The organism is Wolbachia endosymbiont (group A) of Crataerina pallida (assembly GCF_964028475.1).
Lineage (GTDB): Bacteria > Pseudomonadota > Alphaproteobacteria > Rickettsiales > Anaplasmataceae > Wolbachia > Wolbachia pipientis.
Map to the genome: position 1 here is coordinate 1459843 of NZ_OZ034785.1, position 25596 is coordinate 1485438.

The 25596-nt window shown below is 34.6% G+C and carries 26 protein-coding genes and 3 pseudogenes; 15 read left to right on the forward strand and 14 right to left on the reverse strand.

Annotation, left to right across the window (positions count from 1 at the left end; all coding sequences use genetic code 11):
- Positions 1–36 precede the first annotated feature (36 nt).
- Both dnaK and ABWU55_RS07255 read right to left on the reverse strand, forming a co-directional pair.
- Entirely contained in the window at positions 37–1959 is a 1923-nt protein-coding gene (dnaK, locus tag ABWU55_RS07250) for a molecular chaperone DnaK (RefSeq protein WP_012673300.1), read from the reverse strand.
- Positions 1960–2045: 86 nt separating this feature from the next.
- A complete protein-coding gene (locus ABWU55_RS07255; RefSeq protein WP_095742804.1) occupies positions 2046–3809 on the reverse strand; it encodes a ribonuclease E/G in 1764 nt (587 codons plus the stop codon).
- Between the two features lie 149 nt (positions 3810–3958).
- Between ABWU55_RS07255 and rpmG the strand changes: the two genes are divergently transcribed.
- The 5 genes from rpmG (at position 3959) to ABWU55_RS07280 (ending at position 5694) form a co-directional block, all read left to right on the forward strand.
- Positions 3959–4159: a 50S ribosomal protein L33 gene (gene rpmG, locus ABWU55_RS07260; RefSeq protein WP_010082633.1), complete on the forward strand. Its 201-nt coding sequence runs from the start codon at positions 3959–3961 to the stop codon at positions 4157–4159.
- A gap of 25 nt (positions 4160–4184) precedes the next feature.
- Positions 4185–4460, forward strand: coding sequence for a helix-turn-helix domain-containing protein (locus ABWU55_RS07265; protein ID WP_010082632.1), 276 nt, complete (start codon positions 4185–4187; stop codon positions 4458–4460).
- Between the two features lie 308 nt (positions 4461–4768).
- Positions 4769–5098, forward strand: a complete 330-nt coding sequence (locus ABWU55_RS07270) for a transposase (RefSeq protein ID WP_141456678.1) — start codon at positions 4769–4771, stop codon at positions 5096–5098.
- Complete coding sequence (locus ABWU55_RS07275; protein WP_353286303.1) at positions 5082–5282, forward strand: hypothetical protein; 201 nt, start codon at positions 5082–5084, stop codon at positions 5280–5282. The genes ABWU55_RS07270 and ABWU55_RS07275 overlap by 17 nt, the downstream gene beginning before the upstream one ends.
- Positions 5283–5301: 19 nt before the next feature.
- Positions 5302–5694: a transposase gene (locus tag ABWU55_RS07280; protein ID WP_223823060.1), complete on the forward strand. Its 393-nt coding sequence runs from the start codon at positions 5302–5304 to the stop codon at positions 5692–5694.
- Between the two features lie 232 nt (positions 5695–5926).
- Here ABWU55_RS07280 and ABWU55_RS07285 read toward each other — a convergent pair whose 3' ends face one another.
- Positions 5927–6808: a zinc ABC transporter substrate-binding protein gene (locus ABWU55_RS07285; RefSeq protein WP_010962934.1), complete on the reverse strand. Its 882-nt coding sequence runs from the start codon at positions 6806–6808 to the stop codon at positions 5927–5929.
- On the opposite strand from ABWU55_RS07285, the gene ABWU55_RS07290 reads away from it, so the two are divergent.
- Both ABWU55_RS07290 and ubiB read left to right on the forward strand, forming a co-directional pair.
- On the forward strand, positions 6800–7540 hold the full coding sequence (locus ABWU55_RS07290) for a metal ABC transporter ATP-binding protein (RefSeq protein WP_038199232.1): 741 nt from the start codon (positions 6800–6802) through the stop codon (positions 7538–7540). The two genes, ABWU55_RS07285 and ABWU55_RS07290, sit on opposite strands and share 9 nt — an antisense overlap.
- Complete coding sequence (gene ubiB / locus ABWU55_RS07295) at positions 7537–8967, forward strand: 2-polyprenylphenol 6-hydroxylase (protein ID WP_070356945.1); 1431 nt, start codon at positions 7537–7539, stop codon at positions 8965–8967. Before ABWU55_RS07290 ends, ubiB begins: the two co-directional genes overlap by 4 nt.
- A gap of 416 nt (positions 8968–9383) precedes the next feature.
- Here the strand turns inward: ubiB and ABWU55_RS07300 are convergent, their stop codons facing one another.
- From ABWU55_RS07300 to ABWU55_RS07315, 4 genes and pseudogenes are all read right to left on the reverse strand, one after another.
- A complete protein-coding gene (locus ABWU55_RS07300; protein WP_049973597.1) occupies positions 9384–9719 on the reverse strand; it encodes a transposase in 336 nt (111 codons plus the stop codon).
- A gap of 167 nt (positions 9720–9886) precedes the next feature.
- Positions 9887–10234: an IS630 transposase-related protein gene (locus tag ABWU55_RS07305; protein ID WP_022626382.1), complete on the reverse strand. Its 348-nt coding sequence runs from the start codon at positions 10232–10234 to the stop codon at positions 9887–9889.
- A 177-nt stretch (positions 10235–10411) separates the two neighbouring features.
- Complete coding sequence (locus ABWU55_RS07310) at positions 10412–12025, reverse strand: hypothetical protein (RefSeq protein ID WP_353286304.1); 1614 nt, start codon at positions 12023–12025, stop codon at positions 10412–10414.
- Between the two features lie 157 nt (positions 12026–12182).
- Positions 12183–12582 (reverse strand): annotated as a pseudogene (locus tag ABWU55_RS07315) (IS4 family transposase); the annotation flags it as partial.
- A gap of 216 nt (positions 12583–12798) precedes the next feature.
- Between ABWU55_RS07315 and ABWU55_RS07320 the strand changes: the two are divergent.
- Positions 12799–13746, forward strand: a complete 948-nt coding sequence (locus ABWU55_RS07320) for an IS110 family transposase (RefSeq protein ID WP_209472550.1) — start codon at positions 12799–12801, stop codon at positions 13744–13746.
- A 193-nt stretch (positions 13747–13939) separates the two neighbouring features.
- Here the strand turns inward: ABWU55_RS07320 and ABWU55_RS07325 are convergent.
- Positions 13940–14922: pseudogene (locus ABWU55_RS07325) on the reverse strand (IS4 family transposase); the annotation flags it as partial.
- A 244-nt stretch (positions 14923–15166) separates the two neighbouring features.
- Here ABWU55_RS07325 and ABWU55_RS07330 point away from each other — a divergent pair.
- Genes ABWU55_RS07330 through ABWU55_RS07340 form a run of 3 tightly spaced genes read left to right on the forward strand, consistent with a single transcriptional unit; the run spans position 15167 to position 16092 of the window.
- Positions 15167–15496: a transposase gene (locus tag ABWU55_RS07330; protein ID WP_141456678.1), complete on the forward strand. Its 330-nt coding sequence runs from the start codon at positions 15167–15169 to the stop codon at positions 15494–15496.
- Positions 15480–15680, forward strand: coding sequence for a hypothetical protein (locus ABWU55_RS07335; protein ID WP_353286303.1), 201 nt, complete (start codon positions 15480–15482; stop codon positions 15678–15680). The genes ABWU55_RS07330 and ABWU55_RS07335 overlap by 17 nt, the downstream gene beginning before the upstream one ends.
- 19 nt (positions 15681–15699) lie before the next feature.
- A complete protein-coding gene (locus ABWU55_RS07340; RefSeq protein WP_223823060.1) occupies positions 15700–16092 on the forward strand; it encodes a transposase in 393 nt (130 codons plus the stop codon).
- Between the two features lie 356 nt (positions 16093–16448).
- On the opposite strand, the gene ABWU55_RS07345 is transcribed toward ABWU55_RS07340, so the two are convergent.
- The 4 genes from ABWU55_RS07345 to rlmB form a co-directional block, all read right to left on the reverse strand.
- Positions 16449–17426, reverse strand: a complete 978-nt coding sequence (locus tag ABWU55_RS07345; RefSeq protein WP_038199239.1) for a quinone oxidoreductase family protein — start codon at positions 17424–17426, stop codon at positions 16449–16451.
- Between the two features lie 170 nt (positions 17427–17596).
- Complete coding sequence (locus tag ABWU55_RS07350; protein WP_353286305.1) at positions 17597–18133, reverse strand: cytochrome c oxidase assembly protein; 537 nt, start codon at positions 18131–18133, stop codon at positions 17597–17599.
- Complete coding sequence (locus tag ABWU55_RS07355) at positions 18134–18856, reverse strand: Bax inhibitor-1/YccA family protein (RefSeq protein ID WP_010962942.1); 723 nt, start codon at positions 18854–18856, stop codon at positions 18134–18136.
- A 79-nt stretch (positions 18857–18935) separates the two neighbouring features.
- Positions 18936–19700 (reverse strand): 23S rRNA (guanosine(2251)-2'-O)-methyltransferase RlmB, encoded by a 765-nt coding sequence (gene rlmB / locus ABWU55_RS07360; RefSeq protein ID WP_038199241.1) that lies wholly within the window; start codon positions 19698–19700, stop codon positions 18936–18938.
- A gap of 92 nt (positions 19701–19792) precedes the next feature.
- Here rlmB and ABWU55_RS07365 point away from each other — a divergent pair, with 92 nt between their 5' ends.
- Positions 19793–20293 (forward strand): Smr/MutS family protein, encoded by a 501-nt coding sequence (locus ABWU55_RS07365; RefSeq protein ID WP_010082340.1) that lies wholly within the window; start codon positions 19793–19795, stop codon positions 20291–20293.
- Positions 20294–21175: 882 nt separating this feature from the next.
- On the opposite strand, the gene ABWU55_RS07370 is transcribed toward ABWU55_RS07365, so the two are convergent.
- A complete protein-coding gene (locus tag ABWU55_RS07370; protein WP_353286306.1) occupies positions 21176–22210 on the reverse strand; it encodes an aspartate-semialdehyde dehydrogenase in 1035 nt (344 codons plus the stop codon).
- Between the two features lie 140 nt (positions 22211–22350).
- Here ABWU55_RS07370 and ABWU55_RS07375 point away from each other — a divergent pair, with 140 nt between their 5' ends.
- From ABWU55_RS07375 to ABWU55_RS07385, 3 genes and pseudogenes are all read left to right on the forward strand, one after another.
- Positions 22351–22803 (forward strand): hypothetical protein, encoded by a 453-nt coding sequence (locus tag ABWU55_RS07375; protein WP_015589289.1) that lies wholly within the window; start codon positions 22351–22353, stop codon positions 22801–22803.
- 320 nt (positions 22804–23123) lie between these two features.
- Positions 23124–23508 (forward strand): annotated as a pseudogene (locus ABWU55_RS07380) (IS110 family transposase); the annotation flags it as partial.
- Between the two features lie 12 nt (positions 23509–23520).
- Positions 23521–24084, forward strand: a complete 564-nt coding sequence (locus ABWU55_RS07385) for an IS110 family transposase (RefSeq protein ID WP_010082346.1) — start codon at positions 23521–23523, stop codon at positions 24082–24084.
- Positions 24085–24297: 213 nt separating this feature from the next.
- On the opposite strand, the gene ABWU55_RS07390 is transcribed toward ABWU55_RS07385, so the two are convergent.
- Entirely contained in the window at positions 24298–25572 is a 1275-nt protein-coding gene (locus ABWU55_RS07390; RefSeq protein ID WP_010082345.1) for an APC family permease, read from the reverse strand.
- Between the last annotated feature and the right edge of the window lie 24 nt (positions 25573–25596).

A 25596-nucleotide genomic window follows, 5' to 3' on the forward strand; every position in this document is an offset into this window, starting at 1 on the left:
TCATCCCAGTATCAGCTACTTGGATGACAATCGCAATTACTTATTCTCTTCTTTATTATCTATGTCTTGATAATCAGAATCTACTACTTTTTCCTCTTTATCATTTGGATTTCCTTCTGATGAAAAGCCATTTTCAGCACTATTTTGTTGAGATGCTTGATACATAGCTTCTCCAAGTTTCATAGATAATTGAGAAAGATTAGTGACTTTCTGCTGTATTGAATCAGCGTCATCAATGTTATCAGATTTACTAACTTCTTTTAATTCGTTAACTGCATTTTCAATAGCAGATCTATCTTCTGGTGAAACTTTATCACCATACTCTGTCAGAGACTTTTCTGTAGAATGGACTAAGCTATCCGCTTGATTCTTCACTTCAATAAACTTTTTGCGCTTTTCATCTTCTTGCGCTTTTTCTTCAGCTTCTTTTACCATGCGATTTATTTCATCATCAGATAAACCACCTGAAGATTGAATGCGTATTTTTTGCTCTTTTCCAGTAGCTTTATCTTTTGCAGAAACGTGTGCTATTCCATTTGCATCTATATCAAATGTCACTTCAATTTGTGGCCTTCCGCGCGGAGCAGGAGGTATCCCTTCCAAACTAAACTGACCGAGTAGCTTATTATCAACTGCCAGTTTTCTTTCACCCTGATGCACCTTAATTGTAACAGCTGTTTGGTTATCTTCTGCAGTTGAAAACACCTGAGATTTTTTAGTAGGAATTGTAGTATTACGCTCAATAAGTGGAGTGAATACTCCTCCTAGAGTTTCAATACCAAGAGAAAGTGGGGTCACATCAAGTAGTAACACATCTCTTACATCACCTTGAATGATCCCCGCCTGTATTGCAGCTCCAATTGCTACAACTTCATCAGGGTTAACTCCTCTATGTGGATCTTTGCCAAAGAATTCTTTAACTTTCTCTATGACTTTTGGCATACGAGTCATGCCACCAACAAGAACCACTTCGCCAATTTGACTAGCAGATAAACCAGCATCCTCAAGAGCTTTTTTACAAGGAGCCATAGTTCTTTCGATTAAATCATTCACTAAGCTTTCAAGTTTTGCTCTCGTTAATTTCATATTTAAGTGTTTTGGACCACTTGCATCAGCTGTAATAAACGGTAGATTTATTTCCGTTTCCATTGCACTTGATAATTCAATTTTCGCTTTTTCAGCAGCTTCTTTGATTCTTTGCATAGCCATTGGATCATTTTTCAAATCAATGCCATTACTTTTCTTGAATTCATCTAGTAAATAACTCACTACTCCATTATCAAAGTCTTCACCTCCAAGATGGGTATCACCGTTTGTTGCTTTCACTTCGAAAACTCCATCACCTATTTCAAGTATTGAAACGTCAAATGTACCACCACCAAGGTCATATACTACTATTGTGTGCCCATGTTTCTTATCAAGACCATAAGCAAGTGCTGCAGCAGTCGGTTCATTTACTATTCTGAGTACATTTAATCCGGCAATTTTTCCTGCATCTTTTGTTGCTTGACGTTGAGAGTCGTTGAAGTATGCTGGCACTGTTATCACAGCATCTTTTACTTCCTCTCCAAGATAAGCTTCTGCTGCCTCTTTCATGTTTTGTAGTATAAATGCACCAATTTGACTAGGAGAATATTCTTTATTATCAGTTGTTTTAACCCATGCATCACCACTTTTTGCTGCAAATACTTTGTATGGTACACTTAGATTTTTCATCTCAGGATCACTATATTGACGGCCTATTAATCTCTTAGTAGCAAAAAAGGTATTACTTGCATTGGTGGTTGCTTGCCTTTTTGCTGGAGCACCAATCAACCTTTCTCCTGAAGAAGTCAATGCAACTATAGATGGAGTAGTTCTTGCCCCTTCTTTATTTTCTATTACCTTTGTATCCTTGCCCTGCATTATTGCAACACAAGAATTTGTTGTTCCGAGATCTATGCCTATTGCTCTTCCCATAATGAGTACCCCATTGTAAATATTATCTGATATAAGAATATATAAGTATAGGGCTCATTAATTACAAGCCCAATTTAGGTTTCTAATTAGTTATTAGAACTTAAAAGGCGCGAAAGCCACTTAGTCAGCCAAAAATTGCCTCGTAGTTTATTTGAATTATCAGCTTCTTCATTGCTGCTATCCCCAATTTGGTATCCAGAGTTCTGTAATGGCTTATAACCGTTTAAATTAACATCATCTCCTTGTTTTAAAACAAATGTATTTACATCTAAACTGTTATCAATACTAACGTTCAATGTAATATTAAACTCTTTTTCGATTGTAGAAACTGTATTGCGTTTGTTATTAAAAATGTGCGCTATAACTGCACTGTGTGCTACTAAATCAAAAGACTTATTTCGATTCTTGTTAGCAATATGTTGTAAATCCCTTAGTATTGATGAAACAATTACTTCGTTTGATTTTACTCTTCCAGTACCTTTGCAGTGTAAACACTCTGTAGTATTAATTTCTTGTATGTTTGGTTTAATTCTTTGCCTTGAAAATACCATTAAACCAAAGTCATTTATGTAGCTAAATTGAACTTTAGCTTTATCATCTTTAAACGCTTGCTTTATAGCAGACTCAACAGCTCTGCAATACTGATATTTCAACATATCAATAAAATCGACTACTATTAATCCTGATAGGCCCCTAAGATTCACCTGTCTTGATATTTCAGGTACTGCTTCCATGTTGGTTCTATAAGCTGTTTCTTCTATGCTATCTTCTCCTGTCATCTTTCCTGAATTTACGTCTATTGAAACAAACGCCTCAGTTAAAGTTATTATCAAAGACCCACCAGATGGCAATTCTACTCTATTGCTATATAACTCAGAAATTTGATCTTCGATTCCGTAGTAAGTAAAGATCGGAGCATAACCTCTATACAATCTATAGCGCAACTTACTACCTTTTAGTGCATTGTTAGCATATTGCCTAACTGCCTCAAAAGCTTCCTTTCCAGACACTATAACTTCTATACCATCGCTACAAAAATCACGAACAGATCTCATAATTACATCTGCTTCATTGTAAATTAATGATGGAACGTTTACAGAGAAGGCATTTTTTTGAATGCTCTGCCATAATGAGGATAAGTAATTGTAATCCTGCTCAATTTCTTTCTTATTTTTTCCTGAACCAACAGTTCTTACTATTAAACCTGATCTTTTTGGCAAGTTTATTGAACTCAGTATCTCCTTTAACTGCTTTCTGACATTAGCATCTTCAATTCTGCGGGACACTCCACCTTTGCTCATGGAATTTGGCATGAAAACACAGTATCTACCCACTAAAGTTATGTATGTTGTAAATGAAGCTCCTTTATTGCCTCGTTCCTCTTTAGTTAGCTGGACCAATACTTTTTGATTTACTGAAATAACATCTTGTAATTTGTATTTTTTATATAAAGGTACCTCTCTTACAAAACCACTACCTGATCCGTTGACATTCTTACTAGCTGCAGAATCTGAAGAAACATTTGCTGAGGCTTCTTCTATACAATCGTCATTTGAGTAGCCCTCAAAGATAGTTTCCTTTTCTTTTTCTGGAATGTTGAAGTAATCTAGAGATATCTCGGAAAAAGACAAAAAACCTTGCTTATTTTTCCCATATTCAATAAATACGGCTTGCAAAGAAGGCTCTATACGCTTTATATAAGCAACGTATATATTACCTCTTAATTGTTTTTTTTCCTTGAATTCTTGTTCAAATTCTACAACCTTGTTATTAATTGACAAGGCAACTCTTACCTCATTAGAACAGATAGAATTTTCTATCAATAATACCCTTTTACCACTATTTGTCACTTATTTACCGTTTGCTTTTTATTCTGAAGTTAACTTTATGCTACTTAATGCACTGTTGATTGTCAAGGATTTTGCAATCTGCATTATTCGATTGACTTTTAGTATTTTGCGTAATAAACTCGCATAGAATTTATTATATCATTATAAGTATGGCGAAAAAAAATGCTTCTTTGCTCGTTAAGTTAGTCAGCACTGCAATCAAGATAACAAAAACTGGTGAAGAAAAATCAACTGGCTATTTTTATGTAAAAAAGCGTAATCCAAAAAAGCTCACCAAAAAACTGGAGTTTAGGAAGTATGACCCAGTAGTCAGAAGGCATGTGTTATTTAAAGAAGAAAAACTAAAGTAATTTTTTTATAAGGAATTTTATTATTATGCAAAATTTACAATTAAGTTATCCTATAATAGTAGAGTTGGGGGATGTGAAAGATACAAAACTGAAATTAATAAAGGTCATTGCACAATTAATAAGTAAGAAGTACACAACACAGAAAAAAGCAGCAAACGCTCTAAAGATTGATCAACCTAAAGTATCTCAAATCAATAGGTCAAAAATCGAAGGGTTCTCCTTAGAATACTTGCTTAACTTATTGATTGTATTGGGCCAAGACATAAACGTAAGAATAAAGCATAATTCTAAACCTGCATAATATGGCATCCGTTCAGCGGAGTGGCAAAATAAGGTAGACAAGATAAATCAATCTCGGTGTCAAGCACTGGGATGACAAGGTATAAACCTTATCGTCATGCCGCCGCGAACCGTCATACCGCGATTCATTCGCGGTATCTCTAGATCCCGCTAACAAGTAGCGGGATGGCGGTTATCAGGCCAGCACCCCTACGATGTCATCCCAGTGCTTGACACTGGGATGGCTTTGTTGCATCGCTCAAGTGAAAAGAACTGGCAGTTACTGACAAAATTCATTATAAATAGCCATTTAACTGTTGAAGAAAAAATATGCCACAAAAAATGAGAGTCAGTAACTGCCATGAATATAACAAATTTCTCCAAGAAAGAGGAAGCATTTTTTGTTATATCAATGACGCCATAGAAAATTGGTACGAGAATTGTCCAAAAATGCAGGGCGGCAACTATATTTATAGTGATAAAGTTGTGATTTTGGTGCATATAATCGTCAGTTTCTTTAGAATTGGTTTAAGACAAACAGTCGGGTTTATAAAAGGGTATTTGCAACAAATAGGAAGAGATTTGGCAGTTATCAGCTATTCACAAGCATCAAGAAGGTTTAAGAAACTTAATATTAAGATAAATGATTGCAGAAAATAATATGGAAGATATCGAAATTGCTATAGACAGTACAGGAATTAGTATACACAACAACACTCCTGGTCACAGCAAGGAAAATAGCACTGACAGAAAATATCGTGGCTATGAGCAAACGAGAAAATTGCACGTAATGTTGAATATAAACAACAAAAAAGCCATAGCTGTAAAATACAGTAACGGCTGATCACTATGGAGCTTGTGATTTGCTAAAAGAAGTCGATTTTCAGCATGCCATAAAAGCACTATATGCAGATAGAGCATGTGATAGGCACAAGTTTTATAAGTTGTGTAACGAATATGATATAAAGACAAAAATTCCACCAATAAACAATGCGGCAGAACATCCAGAAATAGATTATATGTCTGACAGGAATGCTGCTATTAGGTTAATAAAATTATACGGTGAAGATGGCATGAAAGAATGGAAAAAAGAAGTAAATTATGGGAAAAGATCTTATATTGAAGGGTTTTTCTCAAGATTAAAGCAAATATTCGGATTTAGTTTTAGGAATAAATCTGAGATAAATCGAGAAAAAGAACTAAATGCTATTTGCTTAATAAATTCACTGATATTGGTATGGCTAAATTTGAGATAGTTACATGAATTTACCATAAATCACCATCTCATAAAGTGTGATGCAACAAAGCCCACTGGGATCCAGGAATTTTATTAAGTTAGTAAGCATAAAAGCAGCCATTTTATGTTAAAATACAACGTTTTGATGATTATGAAAAAGCTGGATTCCAGACTGGAATGACACCATTTGTTGTAAACTCACTTCTTCTTGATTTGTAGAACAATAAAACAGTAAGCTAAAAGGGAACTTATTACTCAACAAAACAAGACTTAAAATTTTGTGCAATGCTATTGATTATAGCTAGATATGCATCTTTTCCAGGCTCTATGTCTGATCCAATAGGATCAAGAACTACCATTTTTGCGTCATTAGAAAGGGCGTTAGGCTTTATGCTATCTTCCTGTGAATGAGCAAATATACATTTAACGTTTTCTTCCTTCATTATCTTTTTTAGCTTCATTAAACTCTTCATACCTATGTAAGAATCCTCTTCTATGGAAAGAATAGCGCTTGGATGATTTAGACCGAAATATTTTTCAAAATATTGATAAGCATCATGAGTAACGATGTATTTTTGATTTTTAAAATCATTCAGTTCTTTCATGATTTCTTTTACTTCTTGGTCTATTTTTTTTATAGCTTTTGTTGCATTAGAACTGTATCGATGGGAATTTCCTTTATCTATGTCAGACAATGTTGCACTTATAGAAAGTATCATGCTCTTTGCATTTTCGGGACTCAGCCACATGTGTAAATCTTTTTCATCTTGAATGTGAGTGATTTTTCTAGAAAATGAATGTGGCCGAGTAGGAAGTAGGTTGATTGCCTTTGACAATTGCACTAGTTCTTTATTATTTTTGGCGAAAGTTTGAACAAACGTCTCTAAGTTATCGTCAACATAAAATATAACGTCACTTGATTCTAAATTACTCGCATCAGATGGCTTTAATATATAATTATGTGCAGATGTTGCATAGCCAAGCAATTCCGGTTCTAAAATCCCTTCTGTAACAGAAGCTACAAGTGAGTGGATAGGTTTGATTGTAGCTACAACTTTTAAATTGGATGAAAAGGCAATATTATAGTATAGTGTAAGTGAAAGTAATAGAAAAAAAGCCAGTAAATGTCTCATATAAACGTTGAGAAGAAGTTAAATTTTGTCAATAAATTGAATAATGTCAATAATCGTGTTCTAAAAATAGAAAATCTTGCTCTCGCATATGATGGTAAAAGAATCCTTGACAATATCAATATGTTCATGGAAAGAGGAGACATAATTACAATACTTGGTCCAAATGGTGGAGGTAAAACCTCTTTAGTGAAAGCAATTGCTGGTATAAATAAAAATTATACTGGAAATATTGTGTTAGCTGAGAACACAAAAATTAGCTACATGCCGCAAAATTTTAGTATTAGTAATTTGATGCCAATAACAGTTGAATATTTTCTTTTAAATAGCTCCTTGAAAAGACTAAAGAAAAATCAATCCATTATTACAGAAACGATAGAGTTGGCTGGTATCGGTAACATTTTGAAAAATCAAGTGTTAGAAATTTCTGCAGGGCAAACACAATTATTACTGCTTGCACGTTGTTTAATTGCAGAGCCTGACTTGATCATTCTAGATGAACCAGTTAGTGCAATGGATATTAACGCGCGGGCTAAATTTTATGATATTATAAATAAAATAGCAAAAAAACGATTGGTATCGATTCTTATGACTTCTCATGATCTTAACTCTGCTCTACCATCCTCAGATTACATAATTTGTATAAATAATACTATCTATTGCCAAGGCAAGCCTGATGAGATTATGAAAAATAGAACCCTAAATGAAATATTTAGCAGTTACGCAGCGAAATGATTCAAAATATTTTGCGTCTTCTGCACATAACTACGGTGCTGACGCGTTACAATATATTACCTTATTTACTTCCACCATCAAAAAAATCAATAAATAAAATACAAGGCCACAAGCTAAAGTGTGCTCTTGAAAAATTAGGTCCGGTGTTCATTAAGTTTGGGCAGTCTATCTCATCACGTACTGATGTTTTAAATGAGGATATAACAAATAACTTGTTATTGATATGTGATAGATTGCCATCATTTTCACATAAAATAGCAGTTAAAACTATAGAAAGTGAGTTTAATTGTAAATTGAGCGACATTTTTTCAAGCTTTTCTGAAAAGCCAATTGCAGCAGCATCGATTTCTCAGGTGCATAGAGCGGTTACAACTGAGGGTAAGGAAGTTGCTGTGAAGGTTTTAAGGCCAAATATTGAGAAAACATTCTCAAGGGATATAAAAATGCTTTCTTGGCTTGCAGAAATTGCAGAAAAATTTAGCGAACAATCAAAAAGGCTGAGGCCAATTGAATTAGTCAAAACTTTTGCTGAAATTTGCCGATTAGAGTTAGATCTACGTTTTGAAGCTGCTCACTCTTCGGAACTAAAGGAAAACACAAAAAATGACAGAGGTTTTTACGTACCTGAAATAGATTGGAATAGAACTTCGAAAAAGGTTTTAACATTAGAATGGATAGAAGCAACGCCAATATACGAAGTTGAAAAACTGAATAATCGTAAGCAAATAGCTATCAATCTTATAGAATCGTTTTGCAATCAAGTATACAGGGATTGTTTTTTTCATGCTGATATGCATCCTGGAAATCTAATGGTTGATAGTAATAACAATATTATTGCCCTGGATTGTGGAATCATGGGTAGAATAGATCGTGAGACATGCTATTACGTTATAGAGATACTCAAAGGCTTTTTAAATCGGGATTATGATCACGTTGCAAAAATGCACTTTAGGGCTGGTTATGTTTCATCACAGCATAGAAATTTTGTCACAGCTTGCAGGGCAATAGGTGAACCCATTATTGGGCAGCCTATACAGAAGATTTCATTTGCTAGTTTACTTGCTCAGCTATTAAAAATAACTGGTGATTTTGATATGAAAGTTCAAACACAATTGTTATTGCTGCAGAAAACTATGATTTTACTGGAAGGGACATGTAGAAAGATCTACTCAGAAATCAATATGTGGAAAGTAGTTGAAGCGTGGATAAGCAGTCAACATGAAAATAAAATAGGGTATAGGGAAAAAATTAGAAGTTCTTATCCTGTAAAAACAATCCAAGGGATATTTAGCCTTATAGAAAAATTAAACCTAATAGCTGATAAAAAATTAGAAAACATCCAAATTAAAAATAAATCAAATGGAAAAGTCTATTTTTTATTGTGGTTTGTAATTATAATTCTAATCGTTAAACTTTTAATTTCTTAAACTATGGGAAAAAACTGCGTCAAATCCAATTTTTATTCAACTTAATTTTTAATCTGCAGGAGCCGAGTTGAGAATGTCCAATTTTCCACTTTCTTTATGTATCTGTTCAGCAGAGTGGCAAAATAAGGTAGACGAGAAAAGACAACTATAGAAACAAATGGGTGTCATGCCAGTGCGTGACACTGGCCTCTTGTTTCAATGTTAAACAAAATACCATAGAATTCAAAAAGACAATTCCTAGAAAATTTCTACATCCAAAAAAGGCATAAGTTATGTTAATGCTGTTTGAATGAGATGATATAAAGATAAGCCAAATTTTTACAAAGAAAACATTTCAAGCAGCAAGACACCTTTGATTGAAAGAGAGCACCAAATTTATGGGGTGAGTAACTGCGCTATTTCAACTATAGTATTTTCTAAAACGAATGATAAACGTCTAAAATGGTATTACCAACTAAAAGGTGTAAGTCTGTACATTGATGCATTAGAGGTCTGAGGCAACTTTTGATGGTGTGCCAACAATGCTCTATCGGATTTAGATCAGGTGAATATGTTGGAAGATAAAGCAAATGACAGCCAAAAGACTCTATTAATGACTTTGTTTTGGGAGTTTTATGGAATGTAGCATTATCCATAACTATGGTTGTATCACGCTGTAATTGTGGAAGTAATCTTCGCTCTAACCATACATTAAATATATCTTTATTACACCCTCCTGTGAAGGTCATTGGTGCAATAAACTTCTCATCCACCTATTATACTCACTCTTTCCCGCTTTTTTCCTGGAACATCAGCATATATTTTTTCTCCTCTTGGAGCTCGTGCATATTCTCGGTATAGTCTATTATCAACTCCTGCTTCATCTATATATAAAATGCTACAGTGGTCTATTTTTGAGACTTTATCGATAAATTGCTGCCTATCTTCTTGATTGCGCTCTTGATAGAATGTGACTTTTTTTAAAGGTTATTTTTAGCTGTCTTAATCTATACCAAATTGCACTTATCCCAAAGCCAAGGTTTTGTTTCATTTCTGCTAGTGTGTGATCTGGGTGTTTTTTGACATATTCTTTGAGTATTTCTGGATCTATTTTTCGAATAAAACCAGTACTTTTTACCGCTTTGAGACCTTGGCCAGTAGCTTTCTTTTTTAGCCATCTATATAGTGTTGCTATCCCTATCTCAAAAACCTCTGCAACTTCAACCTTTGACTTTCCTTTTTCTACCAAAGACACTGCTTTTTCCCTTAAATCTACACTATATACCATCGCTTTCCCTACTTTAAAAAAACATATTATACCTTTATCATTCGCTTTTGAAAATACTATAGTTAGCGGAATGACGGTTTTTCAAATTGTCGGTAAATCTAAGTCAGTTTAGCTATAATTTCCTAAATTTGCTCACAATCTCTTGACTTGACACATATGTTTTTTTCCCAAATGTTACTATCTTCCTCCTTTTCCTTTCTCAATTTGTGCAACCATTTCCTTTACATTTGCATGCGTGAGAAGGGAATTTTTGCTGACATGAGATTTTGGATCAGATTTTGCTGCTACGTGTTTCGTTGCAGATCTTTTATTCTCTGTTAGAAATGAATGAGATTGTTTTTTCTTCACACCGATATCCGCTTGTGCTGCTGGAGTGGTTTTGCTTTCAGCAAGCTGTACATTAGCATTTCCTTTTGCTTGATTTTGCTCAAATTTTTCTTTTAATGCCTTTACTTTACTGCCCATCTCGCGATTAGCTCCTCCTTTCATAGTAGCTGCTGCTACTTTTGGTATCGCCTTACCAGCAGCTTTTTGTGCTGATTTCCTATTGTCTTGATTTTCAGATTTTAGTGGTACTCTTTCAGCTGATTTTTTAAGAATTACTCCTACTACTTTTGGCTCTGTGCTTACTTTTTGATTAGCACGGCTTAGATTTTTAGGCTTTGGCGGTACTGCAGGTTTATCTTTGATTACCACTTTCGATTCTTGTCTAACTTCTTGACCAGTAGTAAACATTTTTTTTGGCACTTGCGGTGGTTTTGGTGGTACGAGGGATTGAGGTTGTTGTTTCTGCTTACGTTCTCTTTTTGCTTCTATATGTTCTTTAGGAACTGTTGCATAAATTGGCTCTTCTTTGGGCGATTTTGAACTCTGCGAATTTTCTATTAAAATTTTACTCTTCTTCTCTTGATAATTTGATATCTCTTTGTATACAGACTCTTCATTTAATGAACTTCCATAGCCTGAATCTTCTCTCTGCTCATATAAAGGATTTTCCTTTTGCTTTTTCTCTTGATAATTTGATATGTCTTCATATTCAGACCCCTGATCTAATGAACTTTCATAGCCTGAATCCTCAGAAGGATTTTCCTTAGCATCAGGCATACTAAAACTATTAGCTCCTTTTAGTAAAGAAGATGTAGACTTTGCCTTGCTTTCTCCATCTGAGGATATTTCTGATTTAAAGCGTACCTTCCTCGAATCTGGAGCAGCCGGAGGTGCTGTTGTTGGTCGCTTTATTTGCCTCATGCGATTACCACCTAATTTTTCTTTCGGCTGTTCTTCTTTTCGCAGCTCAAAAGTACCTTCCTTTTGCTTTCTACCTTCCAAACTCACTTCGTGTGATCTATCTTTTCCTTGACTCTTTTCACTTTGTTCTAAATTTAAAGAATCTTTTAAAATATTATTTTTTCTGAAATCTTTTTCTAATTGTTCCAAGAGATCAATTTTTTTTAAAATTCTTGTATACTTAGCTGCTGTTTCTAAAGTGAAACTTGACAACTCATCATTTACAAAATTACTTATACTACTGTTCTTGGTTGGAAAATTTTTTCCCAAAATTCTATTCATTAATGTTTTAAAAAGACCTAATGGCTGTTCTACATAATTGTTCAAGTCAGTATATATAACAAACTCAGCTATACCTTTTGCCTCACCTGTAAAACCTTCTAATGCATGAGATAAATCCCTTAACGTTTTGTTATATTGTTTCTCTGCATTTCCTAGCTTTACAGCTTTGATCAGAGAATCGAGATTTTTTTTATAGTTCTCACTTTTAAATGGATTATTCATACTAATTACAGCTCATTATTTATTAAAATATAGATCTAAAATATTAAGATCTAGTAAATATTACTTTTGTAATTCATGTAGAACTATAGCTATAATAAGTAAGATTTCCCTACGTCATACCGCCGCGGTATCTCCAGATCCCCCTAACAACTTACTATTACCCACAAATATAAAGTTCGTGAGCAAGTCGCCATCCTTCTGCTAAATCAAAGAGACGTTTATATCCTTTCCAAAGAGTAATTGGTCCTGGTTTTGGGTCATTTTTTCTTGCTAAATGGCCTCCAAGTTCATGAAACAGCTTCTTTTATGTTGGGAACTACACTTGGACATGGTTTTCTGTGTATTTTAACGTATAAAACTTTCCATTCTTCTTCAGCTAATAAGGTAGTACATGGTAATGTTGCTTGCAATTGATGTAATAAAGAAGATCCTCCAAGCAATAATACTCATAACTGTTAGATATCTCATTAGTCTTTCTGCTATTCCAAGCCTACATTCTTCAACTTTGAGACCGGATTTAAAATTTTATGTAATATCTCTATTTTCCATCTAAGGCAATTGTAAGTTAAAAACGTGATATAAAAGAGATAAGAGAGAAAGATAACCCTGCTCACTAGGAATAGCGGGCGTGCGCGACCGAAAGGAAATTGGTATTACAACCGTTGGTATCAAGGTACGCTAGCCCTATCTCTCGATACGTTTGAATAGTTGCTTGGGACATATATATGCACCCGTTTACAATCTTAAATTAACTAAAACTATCGAGGTTTATTATGGTTACATCTTATCAAAATTTTATTGGCATTGACATCGGAAAATTTAAAAATGTCGTTGCAATTCACAAACAGAAGAATGCTGTCGAATTTGATAATAATGCTTCTGGTTGGCAACAATTATTTCAAGAGTTTTCAGATATTCTACCTAATGCTTTAGTGACTTTAGAAAATACAGGGAAATATGAGCTTGGCTTATCACATTTTCTTACCGACAAAAATATTGCCGTGCATCGAGCTAATACTCGTAAAGTAAAAAGCTTTATTTTATCTCACGGAACTTTAGCAAAGTCTGATAGATCAGATGCAAGAGCTCTTGCTCAATATGGATTTGAACGCCATAGAACTATCTCTCTATTTGTACCTACCTCTACAGAACAATCAACTTTGGCTGCACTTTGTCAACGTCGTGATGATATTACGCAAATGAGAACTCAAGAAAAATGCAGACTTGAAGCACCGGAAAATGATCATATAAAAGAAAGCTGTCAAAAGACCATTGAGTTTTTCGATAGTCAAATAAACGAACTCAATGATACTATACAAAAGATTATTGATGAAAGCCGCGAATTACAACAACGCCAAAAAATTCTTAAAACAGTTCCTGGAATAGGTAAAAAGTTATCACAAGATTTTTTGTGTTTAATGCCAGAGCTTGGTTACTTAAATAGAAAAGAAGTAGCAAGTCTTGCCGGAGTTGCACCGCATCCAAAAGAAAGTGGTAAAGCTGTTGGTTACCGAAGGATTACAGGTGGTAGAAGTAACGTTCGTTCAAAGCTCTTTACAGCCGCTATGGCTGCTACAAGGTCAAAATCTATACTTGGCGCCTTTTATTCTAAGCTTGTTGAAAGTGGTAAGAAGAAGATGGTGGCTATAACAGCCCTAATGCGTAAAATTATAGTAATTGCTAATACAAGACTTAAAGAAGCAATTAATTTGCATACTTAAAAATCTTCACAACGGTAACTGAAATTGGCTAATGAATATGTGCGTCCACACAGACTTAAAGCACATATTCATTAGCTTAAGCAGAAATTGCTGTGGTAGCTGTTTGATATAAAATTCTATTTCTATGACAAACGGGTTTTTATTGCCCATATAATTTGCAAAATTACACAAATAAAAAAATTTTTAAAAAACATAGTTGATACCAACTAATTTTTTCAACAGCTTCATCGAAAGTATTAACTGAAAGATTCGTTAATAGCATCCATTCTAGCGGTTTTTTTTAAGGGAAGGGGAGTTTTCTCAACAACATAAACTGCATAAAGTGGTAATTTAGGTAGTTCTTCCGTCTTATGCCTAATATTATTCTTAGATGGATTCATCATAAACTTTCCAAATCTAACTTCCAAACGTGCTGTTCTTTTTGGCTTATTATCTTTTACAGGAACTTCAACTTCTACCGTACCTGCACAATGAGAGGATTTAATAAATGCCCATAACTTCTGCTCACCTTTTTCAGGATATCGAGATTTTCTATTTACTGCTCTATCTCTGCATGCTCTAACTAGCACTGCCGAATTAAGATTATGTGCAAGCTCAAAAAAGTCATATATATCTGCTTCTCTATCGCATACAGTTATAGTCTCAGTTTGAGTTGGATCAATAATATTATTTGTTTTTCTTAAAGTTTCCAACCACTTTACGCTTTCTTTATCTTCAATGCGATCGCTCTTTTTTTTAAGGTTCTCAGTTTCTTCAGGTCTTGAATAAACTTTTTGATCTAGTATCCCTAGTACCAAACCTTCTATACTAAAGGCAAGAGCTGTATGCATTATAATACCTTTTGCAGTATCATAACTGGACAAATTTGCTAATCCGCTTGTTTTTTTATGGTTATTATATACAATGTAACTGGTATCTTGAATGACAAGAACCCTCTTGTGAGCTTTTGTTCTCTCAACCGTCTTATTAATATGTGTAGCTAAAATATCACTTTCTTTTACATTCTCATTTTGAAAAAAACGTTATGCTGTTTTTGCTTCTGACCAACTTTCACATGCTTGATTAATCTAACTTTCAGGTAATTTTGTCAAACATATCAGCAATCTTTACTAATCGCTCAGTTAACCTTTTATCTCCAAATTCATTTTTAGCCCATTCACTACTTTTACTTGCCATTTTACACCCTCAATATTTGCAAACTTTAATATTGTAATATTTTACTTTTTAGTCCATTTATATTTGTGGGTAATAGTAAGGAATGACACCGTCTTGGATGGAAACCAGTGTCAGCTACTTTCATGACACCATCACAAGGTGAAACTGGATCCCAGTGGGCTTTGTTGCATCGCTCAAGTGAAAAGAACTGGCAGTTACTGACAAAATTCATTATAAATAGCCATTTAACTGTTGAAGAAAAAATATGCCACAAAAAATGAGAGTCAGTAACTGCCATGAATATAACAAATTTCTCCAAGAAAGAGGAAGCATTTTTTGTTATATCAATGACGCCATAGAAAATTGGTACGAGAATTGTCCAAAAATGCAGGGCGGCAACTATATTTATAGTGATAAAGTTGTGATTTTGGTGCATATAATCGTCAGTTTCTTTAGAATTGGTTTAAGACAAACAGTCGGGTTTATAAAAGGGTATTTGCAACAAATAGGAAGAGATTTGGCAGTTATCAGCTATTCACAAGCATCAAGAAGGTTTAAGAAACTTAATATTAAGATAAATGATTGCAGAAAATAATATGGAAGATATCGAAATTGCTATAGACAGTACAGGAATTAGTATACACAACAACACTCCTGGTCACAGCAAGGAAAATAGCACTGACAGAAAATATCGTGGCTATGAGCAAACGAGAAAATTGCACGTAATGTTGAATATAAACAACAAAAAAGCCATAGCTGTAAAATACAGTAACGGCTGATCACTATGGAGCTTGTGATTTGCTAAAAGAAGTCGATTTTCAGCATGCCATAAAAGCACTATATGCAGATAGAGCATGTGATAGGCACAAGTTTTATAAGTTGTGTAACGAATATGATATAAAGACAAAAATTCCACCAATAAACAATGCGGCAGAACATCCAGAAATAGATTATATGTCTGACAGGAATGCTGCTATTAGGTTAATAAAATTATACGGTGAAGATGGCATGAAAGAATGGAAAAAAGAAGTAAATTATGGGAAAAGATCTTATATTGAAGGGTTTTTCTCAAGATTAAAGCAAATATTCGGATTTAGTTTTAGGAATAAATCTGAGATAAATCGAGAAAAAGAACTAAATGCTATTTGCTTAATAAATTCACTGATATTGGTATGGCTAAATTTGAGATAGTTACATGAATTTACCATAAATCACCATCTCATAAAGTGTGATGCAACAAAGCCATCCCAGTGTCAGCTACTTGGATGACAAGAAAGGGAGCACTGGAATGACAGGAGAAGGGGGGCTACTACCGTCATAAAGGAACCAGTGTCAGTTACTCGGATGATACCTTTTTCTACTTAATTTGGGTTATGCAAGAAGTCTATTCGCGGTATAGATTCCGCTAACACGTAGCGGGATGACGGTTGTCGGTAAATCTAAGTCAGTTTAGCTATATGCTTTTAATTCCCCCAAAAGGAGAATTAAATATGTGAAGTTCTAGTTGATATGACTTAATGAATGGTTAGTTTAAATTACTAATTTATTTAAGAGATTTTGATAATATTTAACCCACTCGCTTTTCTATTTTCCATATCACGATGTGCTTGAATTATTTCATCAAATTTATATTTTTTATTGATCCGTACAGTTAAAAGTTTTTTTCTTATCATCTCGAAGATTTCCATTGTGGTAAGCACTAATGTGAATCTATCATGCTTATAATGGTATATTGAGGTTCCAGTTGCAAATAACGAACGTGAACTAAGTAAAGAAAAACTAATAGGAGCGTTACCTGATATCTGCCCATAGGAAACGTATATGCCGAACCTGCCTAAAGATTCAAAAGAAAGCTTGCTTGTAGCGTAACCTATAGGGTCATACACTGCACCTACTCCTCTGTTTTGCGTAATCTCCATAACTTTAGAAACGAAGTCTTTATCATTGTAGTTTATTGCGTATGTGCAGCCACTTTGTAAAGCTATCTTCATTTTTTCATCAGAGCTTACAGAACCTATCACTACACCTTTTTTATCCTTTGCCCATTGGCATATTATTTGTCCTAAACCACCATTAGCCCCATGAACTAGCACGAAAGCACCAGGCCTAACTTTATAAGATTGATTAACTAAATAGTGAGCTGTCATACCTTTAAACAGCACTGCAGCAGCAACTTCATCAGATATGTCATCTGGAATTTTTATCAGATATTTCTGGTGTATAATGCGCTTTTCACAATATGCCCCTGGAGGAGCTGTGCAATATCCAACTCTGTCTCCAACCTTCAATCCATCACTGATTTTTTTACCAAGCTTTTCAATAACTCCCACTGCTTCTACCCCAAGCACTGATGGTAAATTTTTAATTTTGCGCGTACCTTTTCTGTGCTCTAAATCATAACGATTTAAGCCGATAGTTGTGTGACGTACTAAAACTTCCTCGCCTTTTGGCTCACCTATACTCTTATCTACAAATTCTAATACTTCTGGTCCCCCAGTTTTTTTAATTTGTATAGCTCTAACCATGATGAATATTAAGATAAAAACTTTGATTATGTTATCTAACAATTAATATTTTGCAAAGTTATTGTTTTCACAATCAATAGACTTCTTGCGTTACCTCCTGTCATTCCAGTGTCAGCTACTTGGATGACACCCTATTGATTACTGAAATGACACGGTTTGCAAACATTCTGTTACTTAGGCTTAAAGAACGTGTATGATAGTGTTATTTCGCCCAAATCTTTTGTATTACTATCAAGCATTATCTCAGGATCTATATAGAAAGATACGGGCATAGCTGCTTTTTGTTTTGGTAGCAACATTTGCTCTTCAAAACAAAAGCATGCAACTTTATTGAAATACTTACCTGCTTTGAAAGGCGTAACATTATACACCGCCATACCAAATGAAGGCTGATCAGATAGATTTTTTGCGTAATAAAACGCTAAACTTTGTTCTCCTATGTTTACGTCAACGTAGTTAGTTTCTGATTTAAACTCCCAAGGTAGATCGGACATTATATCAGCATTGAAATGGACCCTGATCTTTTGGTTAGTTATATTTGTTGTTGTGTTAGTTACTTTTCTTATTGTGCCACCATACCCAGTAGCTTTACAGAAAATGCTATATAGAGGTACCGATGCATATGCAAGACATATCATCGACACAACTAAAGATACTAAAAAGAAAACTATAGAATTCTTACTACCTTTCCTTAAAAAGGAAAACATCTAATCCCTATTGTTGAACAAGTTAAGTAACCTGAGTAGATTGAGAAATATATTAATAAAGTCAAAATAAAGATTAGTTGCACCGAGTATTGCCAATTTAGTAGTAGCAACTTCTGATCCGTCATTATGTTTATAATAAACGTCCTTGATTCTTTGAGCATCATACGCAGTCATTAAGGTAAAGACTATTACTGATATGAACGATATTGCAAAGTGGAGAGGACTACTTCCAAGAAATAAATTTACTATAGACGCAATGATTAACCCCCAAACTCCCATAATCAAGAAAGAGCCCATACTTGTAAGATCTCTTTTTGTAGTATTGCCATATAAAGCCATAGAGCCAAACATGATTGATGTAATGAAAAACGCCCTTGCTATATTTTCTGCAGTATAAACTATAAAAACATAAGATAAGGAAAGCCCCATTAACACTGAGAACGAGAAAAATATAGTAACGGCAGACTGAGCACTTAGGTGTTGAATTCTATAAGACATGTAGAACACCAATGCAACCGGAGATAACATTACCACAAGCGATAGAACGGGATTAGAATAAATTACTTGAAAAAGACCAGAAAATACTGTTAAAAATGCAACAAGCCCTGTGACGCCCAAAGCTAAAGCCATGTAATTATATACTTTAGTTAGGTAACTTCTAAGCCCAGCACTATAATAAACGCCTTGAGAGCGAATATCCTGTTCATTTCTCATATAAGACATAATATAACTCCTTTTATCCATTACTTAACACATTATAATATAAAACCATATTTTTATCAAGTGTTTTTATTATAAACAGCTATGCGCTGGCATTTGTTTTAATATAAATAGAATATAGGCCTATTGCTGCTGCGTTTGAAACATTTAAACTGTTAATTGCATTTGACATTGGGATTTTTAAAAGATAATCACAATTTTCTTTAACTAACCTCCGCATTCCTTTCTCTTCAGAACCAAAAATAATTACTCTTTTTTTCTCAAAACTCTTTATTTCATCTATATTTTCTTTAGCATTGCAATCAAACCCGTAACACCAGTAGCCGACCTTTTTTAAATACTGCATAGTTTTTACTATATTTGTAACGTATATTAGCGGAACAATATCTAAAGCCCCACTTGCTGCTTTTGCAATAGATGCATTTTCACTCGGTGAATGGTTATGTGGTAAAACCAATGCGTCGACATTAAAACAAGCTGAAGTTCTTAAAATTGATCCAATATTGTGCGTGTCAGTGACTTGATCTAAAATGACTATAGTAGAACTGTCGTTTGAGCTTTCAGCTACTTCTTCGATGCTTAAGTTATAAAGAATAGGGGCAACATTTAAAGCAATTCCTTGATGGTTAGCACCTTTGGGTAAAACGTCATTAAGTATTTTGTTTTCTACTAATCGAACTTTAATGCCCTTACTATTTGCATATTGCTTAATTTCTTTTTCGTGTTCTCTATAGAAATTTTCTGTTACTAACAGTTCTATACACCGCCTATTTTTATTCTTCAGTGCTGACATGCAGGTGTGCTTTCCATACAGCCAAAAATTCTCATTAGTTTTTGACGATTTCATCGTATTATTGAAAATCGGGTTTTTATAGAATAAGCAACATTTTACTATGTTTGAATATTGTTGTAAAATTATACAATTCGATTAATGCGTTTATGTCGGACGATGAGTTGGATTGGCAAAAAAATGTTAAGCCAATAAAATGTGGAAAAGTTACTTTGAAAGTTGATCATAAAGTAAATATAAAGTCTATGGTTGATAAAGGTACCTCCGACTTACAAGGGAATTTTCTTAATACCAATAATAGTAACTCATCATTTTGTCTTGACCAAAACACAAAATCAAAAGTTGATAGGGGTAAATATTTTATAAGCGATAAGCTCGATTTGCATGGCTATAATATAGAGGATGCTTACTGTAAATTGATAGATTTTATTATCAAAAATTATCGAGCAGGAAATAGATGTTTATTGGTAATTACGGGATACGGCAGTGCAACAAACAAAACAGACACTATAAAGAGTAACTTAAATAAATGGTTAAATGACACTAAAATCCAGCATATGGTTCTATACTACCAACAAGCTACGAAAAAACATGGTGGTAAAGGGGCTTTTTATGTTTTATTAAGAAGGAATAAAAACCTTGAGTCCTGATACTTAAAATTCCTTTTAAGCCTTAATTTTTCTTGTATAACCATACAGTGTTCGGCAGCGCGTGACGAACAACTGTGCGAACATTGTGATTTGGGTCTACCAGGAAGGATGTCTCCCAGTACCTCTTTTCCCGTCATCCCGCTACGTGTTAGCGGGATCTCATTTCACTTTATGAGGGTGTCATCCGAGTAGCCCCTTTCTCGTCATCCCGCTACGTGTTAGCGGGATCTCATTTCACTTTATGAGGGTGTCATCCGAATAGCTTGACTACTTGGATCCAGATTGGATACTGAGTTGGTGAGTATAAAAGTATAGCTTCTACGTCATACCGCCGCGGTATCTCAGCCGCTAACAAGTAGCGGGGTGACGAGTTACTATACCGCTGCGAACCGTCATACCGCGATTTATTCCATAGCTGTACGAACATTCATTTTTGAAGGTAAACTGCACAGCAAATGGTGTCATTCCAGTGCTTGACACTGGAATCCAGCCGGCTTTGTTGCATCGCTAGCTATGATGGATTAAAGATAAAAAAGGTGGAGAATATCAGTAGCTTATTATTCTGGTATTTATAACAAGAACGGTCAGTGAATACCTAAATTTGAGTAAAAGAAATTTCACTACCACTCACTAATCCGGCTAAAATTCAAGAATTTCAATGCTTTAGCTATTTTCAATAGAATTAAATTTATTAATATAAATAACAAGTTACTATTCTTAAATTTGATCAGATTGATTGCAAAAAAAACAAGATTTTCAATAAGTTGCTTATAATCCTAATTATAGTTAGCCTTTCATAAGTAGCGATGCAACAAAGCCATTCCAGCGTCACGCGCTGCCATGTGATATACAATTTCCTTCGAATTACAACGTACGTGCGCTCTATATGCACTTGATTGACAAATGCTCTCTTATCAAAATCTCAAGAATCTGCACTATATTTAATGCTGCGCCTTTGCGCAGGTTGTCAGCCACTATCCACATATTTAATCCGTGCTCAACAGTATTGTCTCTTCTAACACGCGATACATATACAGCATTCTCCTGTACAACATCAATTTGAGTTATGTATTCACTATCTTCACGCCTGTTGTACACTAAAACTCCACTATCTTCGGCTTCACTTAGCACTTCACGAGCTTGTTCTTCAGTGATATGTTGATCAAATTCCACATTTACTGCCATAGCGTGACCGATAAAGACGGGTACCCTTACACAAGTTGCAGTAACTTTTATATCTTCCTCTAAAATTTTTTTTGTCTCCTCTTGCATTTTCCATTCCTCTTCTGTAGAGCCATTTTCCATGAATTCTCCTACATGGGGAATGCAATTGAATGCTATTTGCTTAGAGAATATCTTGGGTTTTTTAGCTTCGTTCATAAAGATTTTTTTTGTCTGGTCATAGAGCTCATCCATTGCTGCTTTGCCTGCACCAGAAGTTGATTGATAAGTTGAAGCAACGATTCTCTTTATTTTTGCTTTTTGGTGTAATAGATGTAGTACTAGCAGCATCTGTATTGTAGTACAGTTTGGATTGGATATTATGTTGTGGTTTTTATATTCCATAATTTTTTCTTTATTAATCTCTGGAATAATGAGTGGCACACCCTCTTTCATTCTAAAATGGGAACTGTTATCTATCACGATGCATCCAGCCTGTGTTGCAATTGGTACATACTCTTCAGAAACATGAGATCCAGCACAGAAAATGGCTACATTAGTTCCAACGAAGTCATAATCCTCAAGGCATAAAACTGTTAACTCTTTGTCACCAAAGCTCACCTTCTTCCCTTCTGATTTTTTCGATGCAAGTGCAATAACGCAATCTATCGCCTCATCTTGAAATTCAGCAAGCGTGCTTAATACCTCACGCCCTACTCTTCCGGTTGCTCCAATAACAGCAATTTTGTATCTCATATAGATGAACCTCTAATTTTAAAGTTCTATTATATTTTTACTGACAAAATTTACAATTGTTTTAATATTTTTACCTTGCAATTAATTGTAATTTAGCTATTATTATGCAATATTAGTAATATTACATAATGAAATGAAAGATGAGTAAGGAATACGATGAAACTAAGGTTAAACCTGCAATGTCTACACCTCAAGGGCCTGAAGGAACCAATGGATCAAAGGCCCAAAGTGTTCTTTCGAATAAAAGAAAGCCTACAATAAATTTTGATGATAAAAAGTATGGTGTAAAAACCTCTAAAATAGACCAACAGTCTCTAAACAAAAGACAAGAATCTTCAAAGCTAAGAGATCTCTTAAGGTCAATACCAATAATAAGGAGATTTTTAGCAAGGATTTTCACACCTGAAAAAATAGAAATCATCAGTAACCCTATATATGACAACATGGAAGCATATAAAAAATCGCAGGAAGATTACCCTAGTAAGATAAAAGATGAAACTAGTATAGATGATGAACACACAAAAGAAGTAGATAGTAAACTTGAGAAGGGTAATGTTGAACAAGTGGACAACAAGAAAAGTCGTAGTTCATAAATATCAATCATTTAAAAATTATCTCTAGTTATAACATTGTATCTGTTCAGATGCATGGCTCATGTACAAATATTGAAACAAAAATTCCAGTGCTCCTTTCTCGTCATCCCAGTGCGTGACACTTGTATCTTTATGATGTGAGGCATTAGAGCTAAAATACCTCACAGGGAGGGTGAAGCTGATGCGACACTAATGCCATTAAGCCAGATTTTGCTTCCCTCCCATAGAGTTAAAGACTGAACAGTATCTTTTGGAATTATATCCCGTATTACAAGGTTAGTCTAAACTCTCAGTTTATTTATAGTCTTGGAGGCAATTTTATGCAAGTAAATGCTATTTTGGGTGTGGATATTTCAAAAAAGAAATTTGATGTTTGTTTGTTAGTGGACAGTAAAAAACGACACAAAGTCTTTCAAAATAATCAAGATGGTTTTGCAAAACTTGTAGTTTGGTGCAATGGCCATGGAGCAAATCTTACTCATTTATGTCTTGAAGCAACTAGTTGGTATGGAGAAGATTTGGCTACTTTTATGCACGATTTAGGACATAATGTCAGTATAGTAAACCCAGAAAGCTTTTGGCAAAAGTGAGCTGCTCAGAAATAAGACAGATAAATCAGATGCAGCTATGATAGCTAGATTTTGTATCGCCAACAAACCTGCTCTTTGGAAGCCCATTGCACCTGAAATGAGGCATTTGAGGGAGCTTTACCGTTGCATGCAATCGCTAAAAGATGATAAGGTGCAACAGACAAATCGCTTGGAAAACAAAAATATGCATTCCAGTTGCAAAGAAGCTATATCTAAAGTAATTTTGGCAATAGAGGAGCAAATTATTGTTCTCGAAAAAGAAATTAATGAGCATATAAATAACTATCCACATCTAAAAAATATGGTGGAAAACCTTAAGACTATAAAAGGTATAGGATATCTTACTGCTGTTGCTGTTGTCGCAGAAATGCCATCAGTTGATAACTTTGACAATGCTAAACAATTTACAGCTTTTGCTGGTCTAAATCCAGGACATTATCAATCGGGATCGTCAGTAAGTAAGAGAAGTTGCATATGCAAAATAGGATCTGAGCGTATTCGAAAAGCTCTTTATATGCCAGCTATAGTAGTCAAAAACCATAATAATCATTTTCAAAAGTTTTGTCAGCGTCTAGCAAGTAAAGGCAAATGTCCAAAAGTCATAGTTCTTGCGTTAATGCGAAAATTAATGCATGTCTTTTTTGGTATTCTTAAAAATAATCAACCATTTAATTGTAATTTTGTTGGATAATTTGTTTGACAGCAGAGACAGTATCTGGGATCCAGATTGGGCACTAAGTTGGTAAACACGAAAGCGATTAATCCTTTACAACGTTTTTGATGGAACTGCGCGAAAGAACTGGATGCCAGTGTCACGCACTGGCATGACACCCATTTCTTCCTATAGTTGTCTTTTCTCGTCTACCTTATTTTGCCACTCTGCTGAACAGATACATAACATTTGCTATACAGAAACTCTGCGATACCAAAATAAATAAAGAGGTACGCCACTTGCAGTGAATAAGCTTGCGATCAGCAAGGTATTCACAGAAGTTTCAAATATTACCCAGCAGCAAAAGGTTGTTGCTATACTGCCAATTAAAAATTTGTAACAACTCTTTTCTTGCACAATAACTTTGAGAAAAGCAAGACTGCATGCAAGGTAAACAAATAAAAATGAAACTACAGAAAAGTCGATAATTGATGTGATCTGCTTAGCAAAATTGTTGCTTGAAGTGAGGATTAGTAAAGTTGCAGTTCCAACTGAGCTAGTTGTTATGCCCCAGAAAGGAGAACCGTGCTTGTTTCTTTGAGCAAAAAACTGTGGCATCAGTTTATCTTTTGCAAGGCCAAGGGCCACTTGTCCACTAGCTAGTACCCAAGCGTTTAAAGTACCAACACAAAAAATGAACGCAGTTATAGAAATAATCAAGTGCCAATTGCCAGAGGCCATAATTTTTATTGCGTCAACATATGGTGCTCTTGAACTTGCTAAATCATTGCCATTTATTAATCCCATAATTGCAAGATTGTTGATAAAATACACAACAGCAACAGAGATTGTTCCAAGTACCACAGCTCTTGGTATTGTTCTAGCTGGATTATCAACTGACCCTGCAGGTGCTGTTGCCAATTCAACTCCAATAAAACCCCATAGAGTAATAAGTGTAGAACGGGCAAGAATCTGCGATGTTGTAAGATTTGATATTTCTTCACTTATGATGAAGTTATTTCTATCAAAAAAAAACAATGCTGCTATAGGTATTACAAGCAATACAGAAATTTTTATCACCGTCAATAAAAACTCAACACGTCCAGCAGTAGCTACTCCTCTAAAATTTATTAGTGTAATAATTGTAAGTAATAACATCTCTAAAAACAGATGTACGTTTTGAATATCTTCATGGAAAAATGGTGTAAGATAACCAACACCCACAACTATTACGGCTGTTGTGCTAACCCATGAGATCACCCAATACGTCCAACCAACAAAAAAAGCTGCAGCAGGGCCAAAAGCATGCTTTACATAGACGTGAGGGCCACCCGTTTCCGGAAATTTTGCGCAGAGTGAGGCAAAAACTAAAGCAAGAGATATAGCACCAAGCCCTGATATTATCCAGCTTATAAGGCTATACATGCCATATGGAGCAAGGCTAATTGGAAGCATAAAAATTCCAGAGCCAATTTGGCTGCTAATCACTAAGGCAAAAATAGCCCAAAAACCTATTTTATTTGACACAATAATTCTTATCTAAATAGATTA

Excerpts from the sequence above, each read along its gene's own strand:
- ABWU55_RS07310 (WP_353286304.1), bottom strand. The coding sequence starts at position 12,025 with ATGAATAATCCATTTAAAAGTGAGAACTATAAAAAAAATCTCGATTCT.
- ABWU55_RS07345 (WP_038199239.1), bottom strand. The coding sequence starts at position 17,426 with ATGGTTAGAGCTATACAAATTAAAAAAACTGGGGGACCAGAAGTATTA.
- ABWU55_RS07320 (WP_209472550.1), top strand. The coding sequence starts at position 12,799 with ATGGTTACATCTTATCAAAATTTTATTGGCATTGACATCGGAAAATTT.
- ABWU55_RS07350 (WP_353286305.1), bottom strand. The coding sequence starts at position 18,133 with ATGTTTTCCTTTTTAAGGAAAGGTAGTAAGAATTCTATAGTTTTCTTT.
- ABWU55_RS07370 (WP_353286306.1), bottom strand. The coding sequence starts at position 22,210 with ATGAGATACAAAATTGCTGTTATTGGAGCAACCGGAAGAGTAGGGCGT.
- ABWU55_RS07285 (WP_010962934.1), bottom strand. The coding sequence starts at position 6,808 with ATGAGACATTTACTGGCTTTTTTTCTATTACTTTCACTTACACTATAC.
- ABWU55_RS07265 (WP_010082632.1), top strand. The coding sequence starts at position 4,185 with ATGCAAAATTTACAATTAAGTTATCCTATAATAGTAGAGTTGGGGGAT.
- dnaK (WP_012673300.1), bottom strand. The coding sequence starts at position 1,959 with ATGGGAAGAGCAATAGGCATAGATCTCGGAACAACAAATTCTTGTGTT.
- ABWU55_RS07335 (WP_353286303.1), top strand. The coding sequence starts at position 15,480 with ATGATTGCAGAAAATAATATGGAAGATATCGAAATTGCTATAGACAGT.
- ABWU55_RS07385 (WP_010082346.1), top strand. The coding sequence starts at position 23,521 with ATGCAATCGCTAAAAGATGATAAGGTGCAACAGACAAATCGCTTGGAA.
- ABWU55_RS07375 (WP_015589289.1), top strand. The coding sequence starts at position 22,351 with ATGAGTAAGGAATACGATGAAACTAAGGTTAAACCTGCAATGTCTACA.
- rlmB (WP_038199241.1), bottom strand. The coding sequence starts at position 19,700 with ATGAAATCGTCAAAAACTAATGAGAATTTTTGGCTGTATGGAAAGCAC.
- ABWU55_RS07365 (WP_010082340.1), top strand. The coding sequence starts at position 19,793 with ATGTCGGACGATGAGTTGGATTGGCAAAAAAATGTTAAGCCAATAAAA.
- ABWU55_RS07270 (WP_141456678.1), top strand. The coding sequence starts at position 4,769 with ATGCCACAAAAAATGAGAGTCAGTAACTGCCATGAATATAACAAATTT.
- rpmG (WP_010082633.1), top strand. The coding sequence starts at position 3,959 with ATGGCGAAAAAAAATGCTTCTTTGCTCGTTAAGTTAGTCAGCACTGCA.
- ABWU55_RS07355 (WP_010962942.1), bottom strand. The coding sequence starts at position 18,856 with ATGTCTTATATGAGAAATGAACAGGATATTCGCTCTCAAGGCGTTTAT.
- ABWU55_RS07290 (WP_038199232.1), top strand. The coding sequence starts at position 6,800 with ATGTCTCATATAAACGTTGAGAAGAAGTTAAATTTTGTCAATAAATTG.
- ABWU55_RS07305 (WP_022626382.1), bottom strand. The coding sequence starts at position 10,234 with ATGGTATATAGTGTAGATTTAAGGGAAAAAGCAGTGTCTTTGGTAGAA.
- ubiB (WP_070356945.1), top strand. The coding sequence starts at position 7,537 with ATGATTCAAAATATTTTGCGTCTTCTGCACATAACTACGGTGCTGACG.
- ABWU55_RS07275 (WP_353286303.1), top strand. The coding sequence starts at position 5,082 with ATGATTGCAGAAAATAATATGGAAGATATCGAAATTGCTATAGACAGT.
- ABWU55_RS07330 (WP_141456678.1), top strand. The coding sequence starts at position 15,167 with ATGCCACAAAAAATGAGAGTCAGTAACTGCCATGAATATAACAAATTT.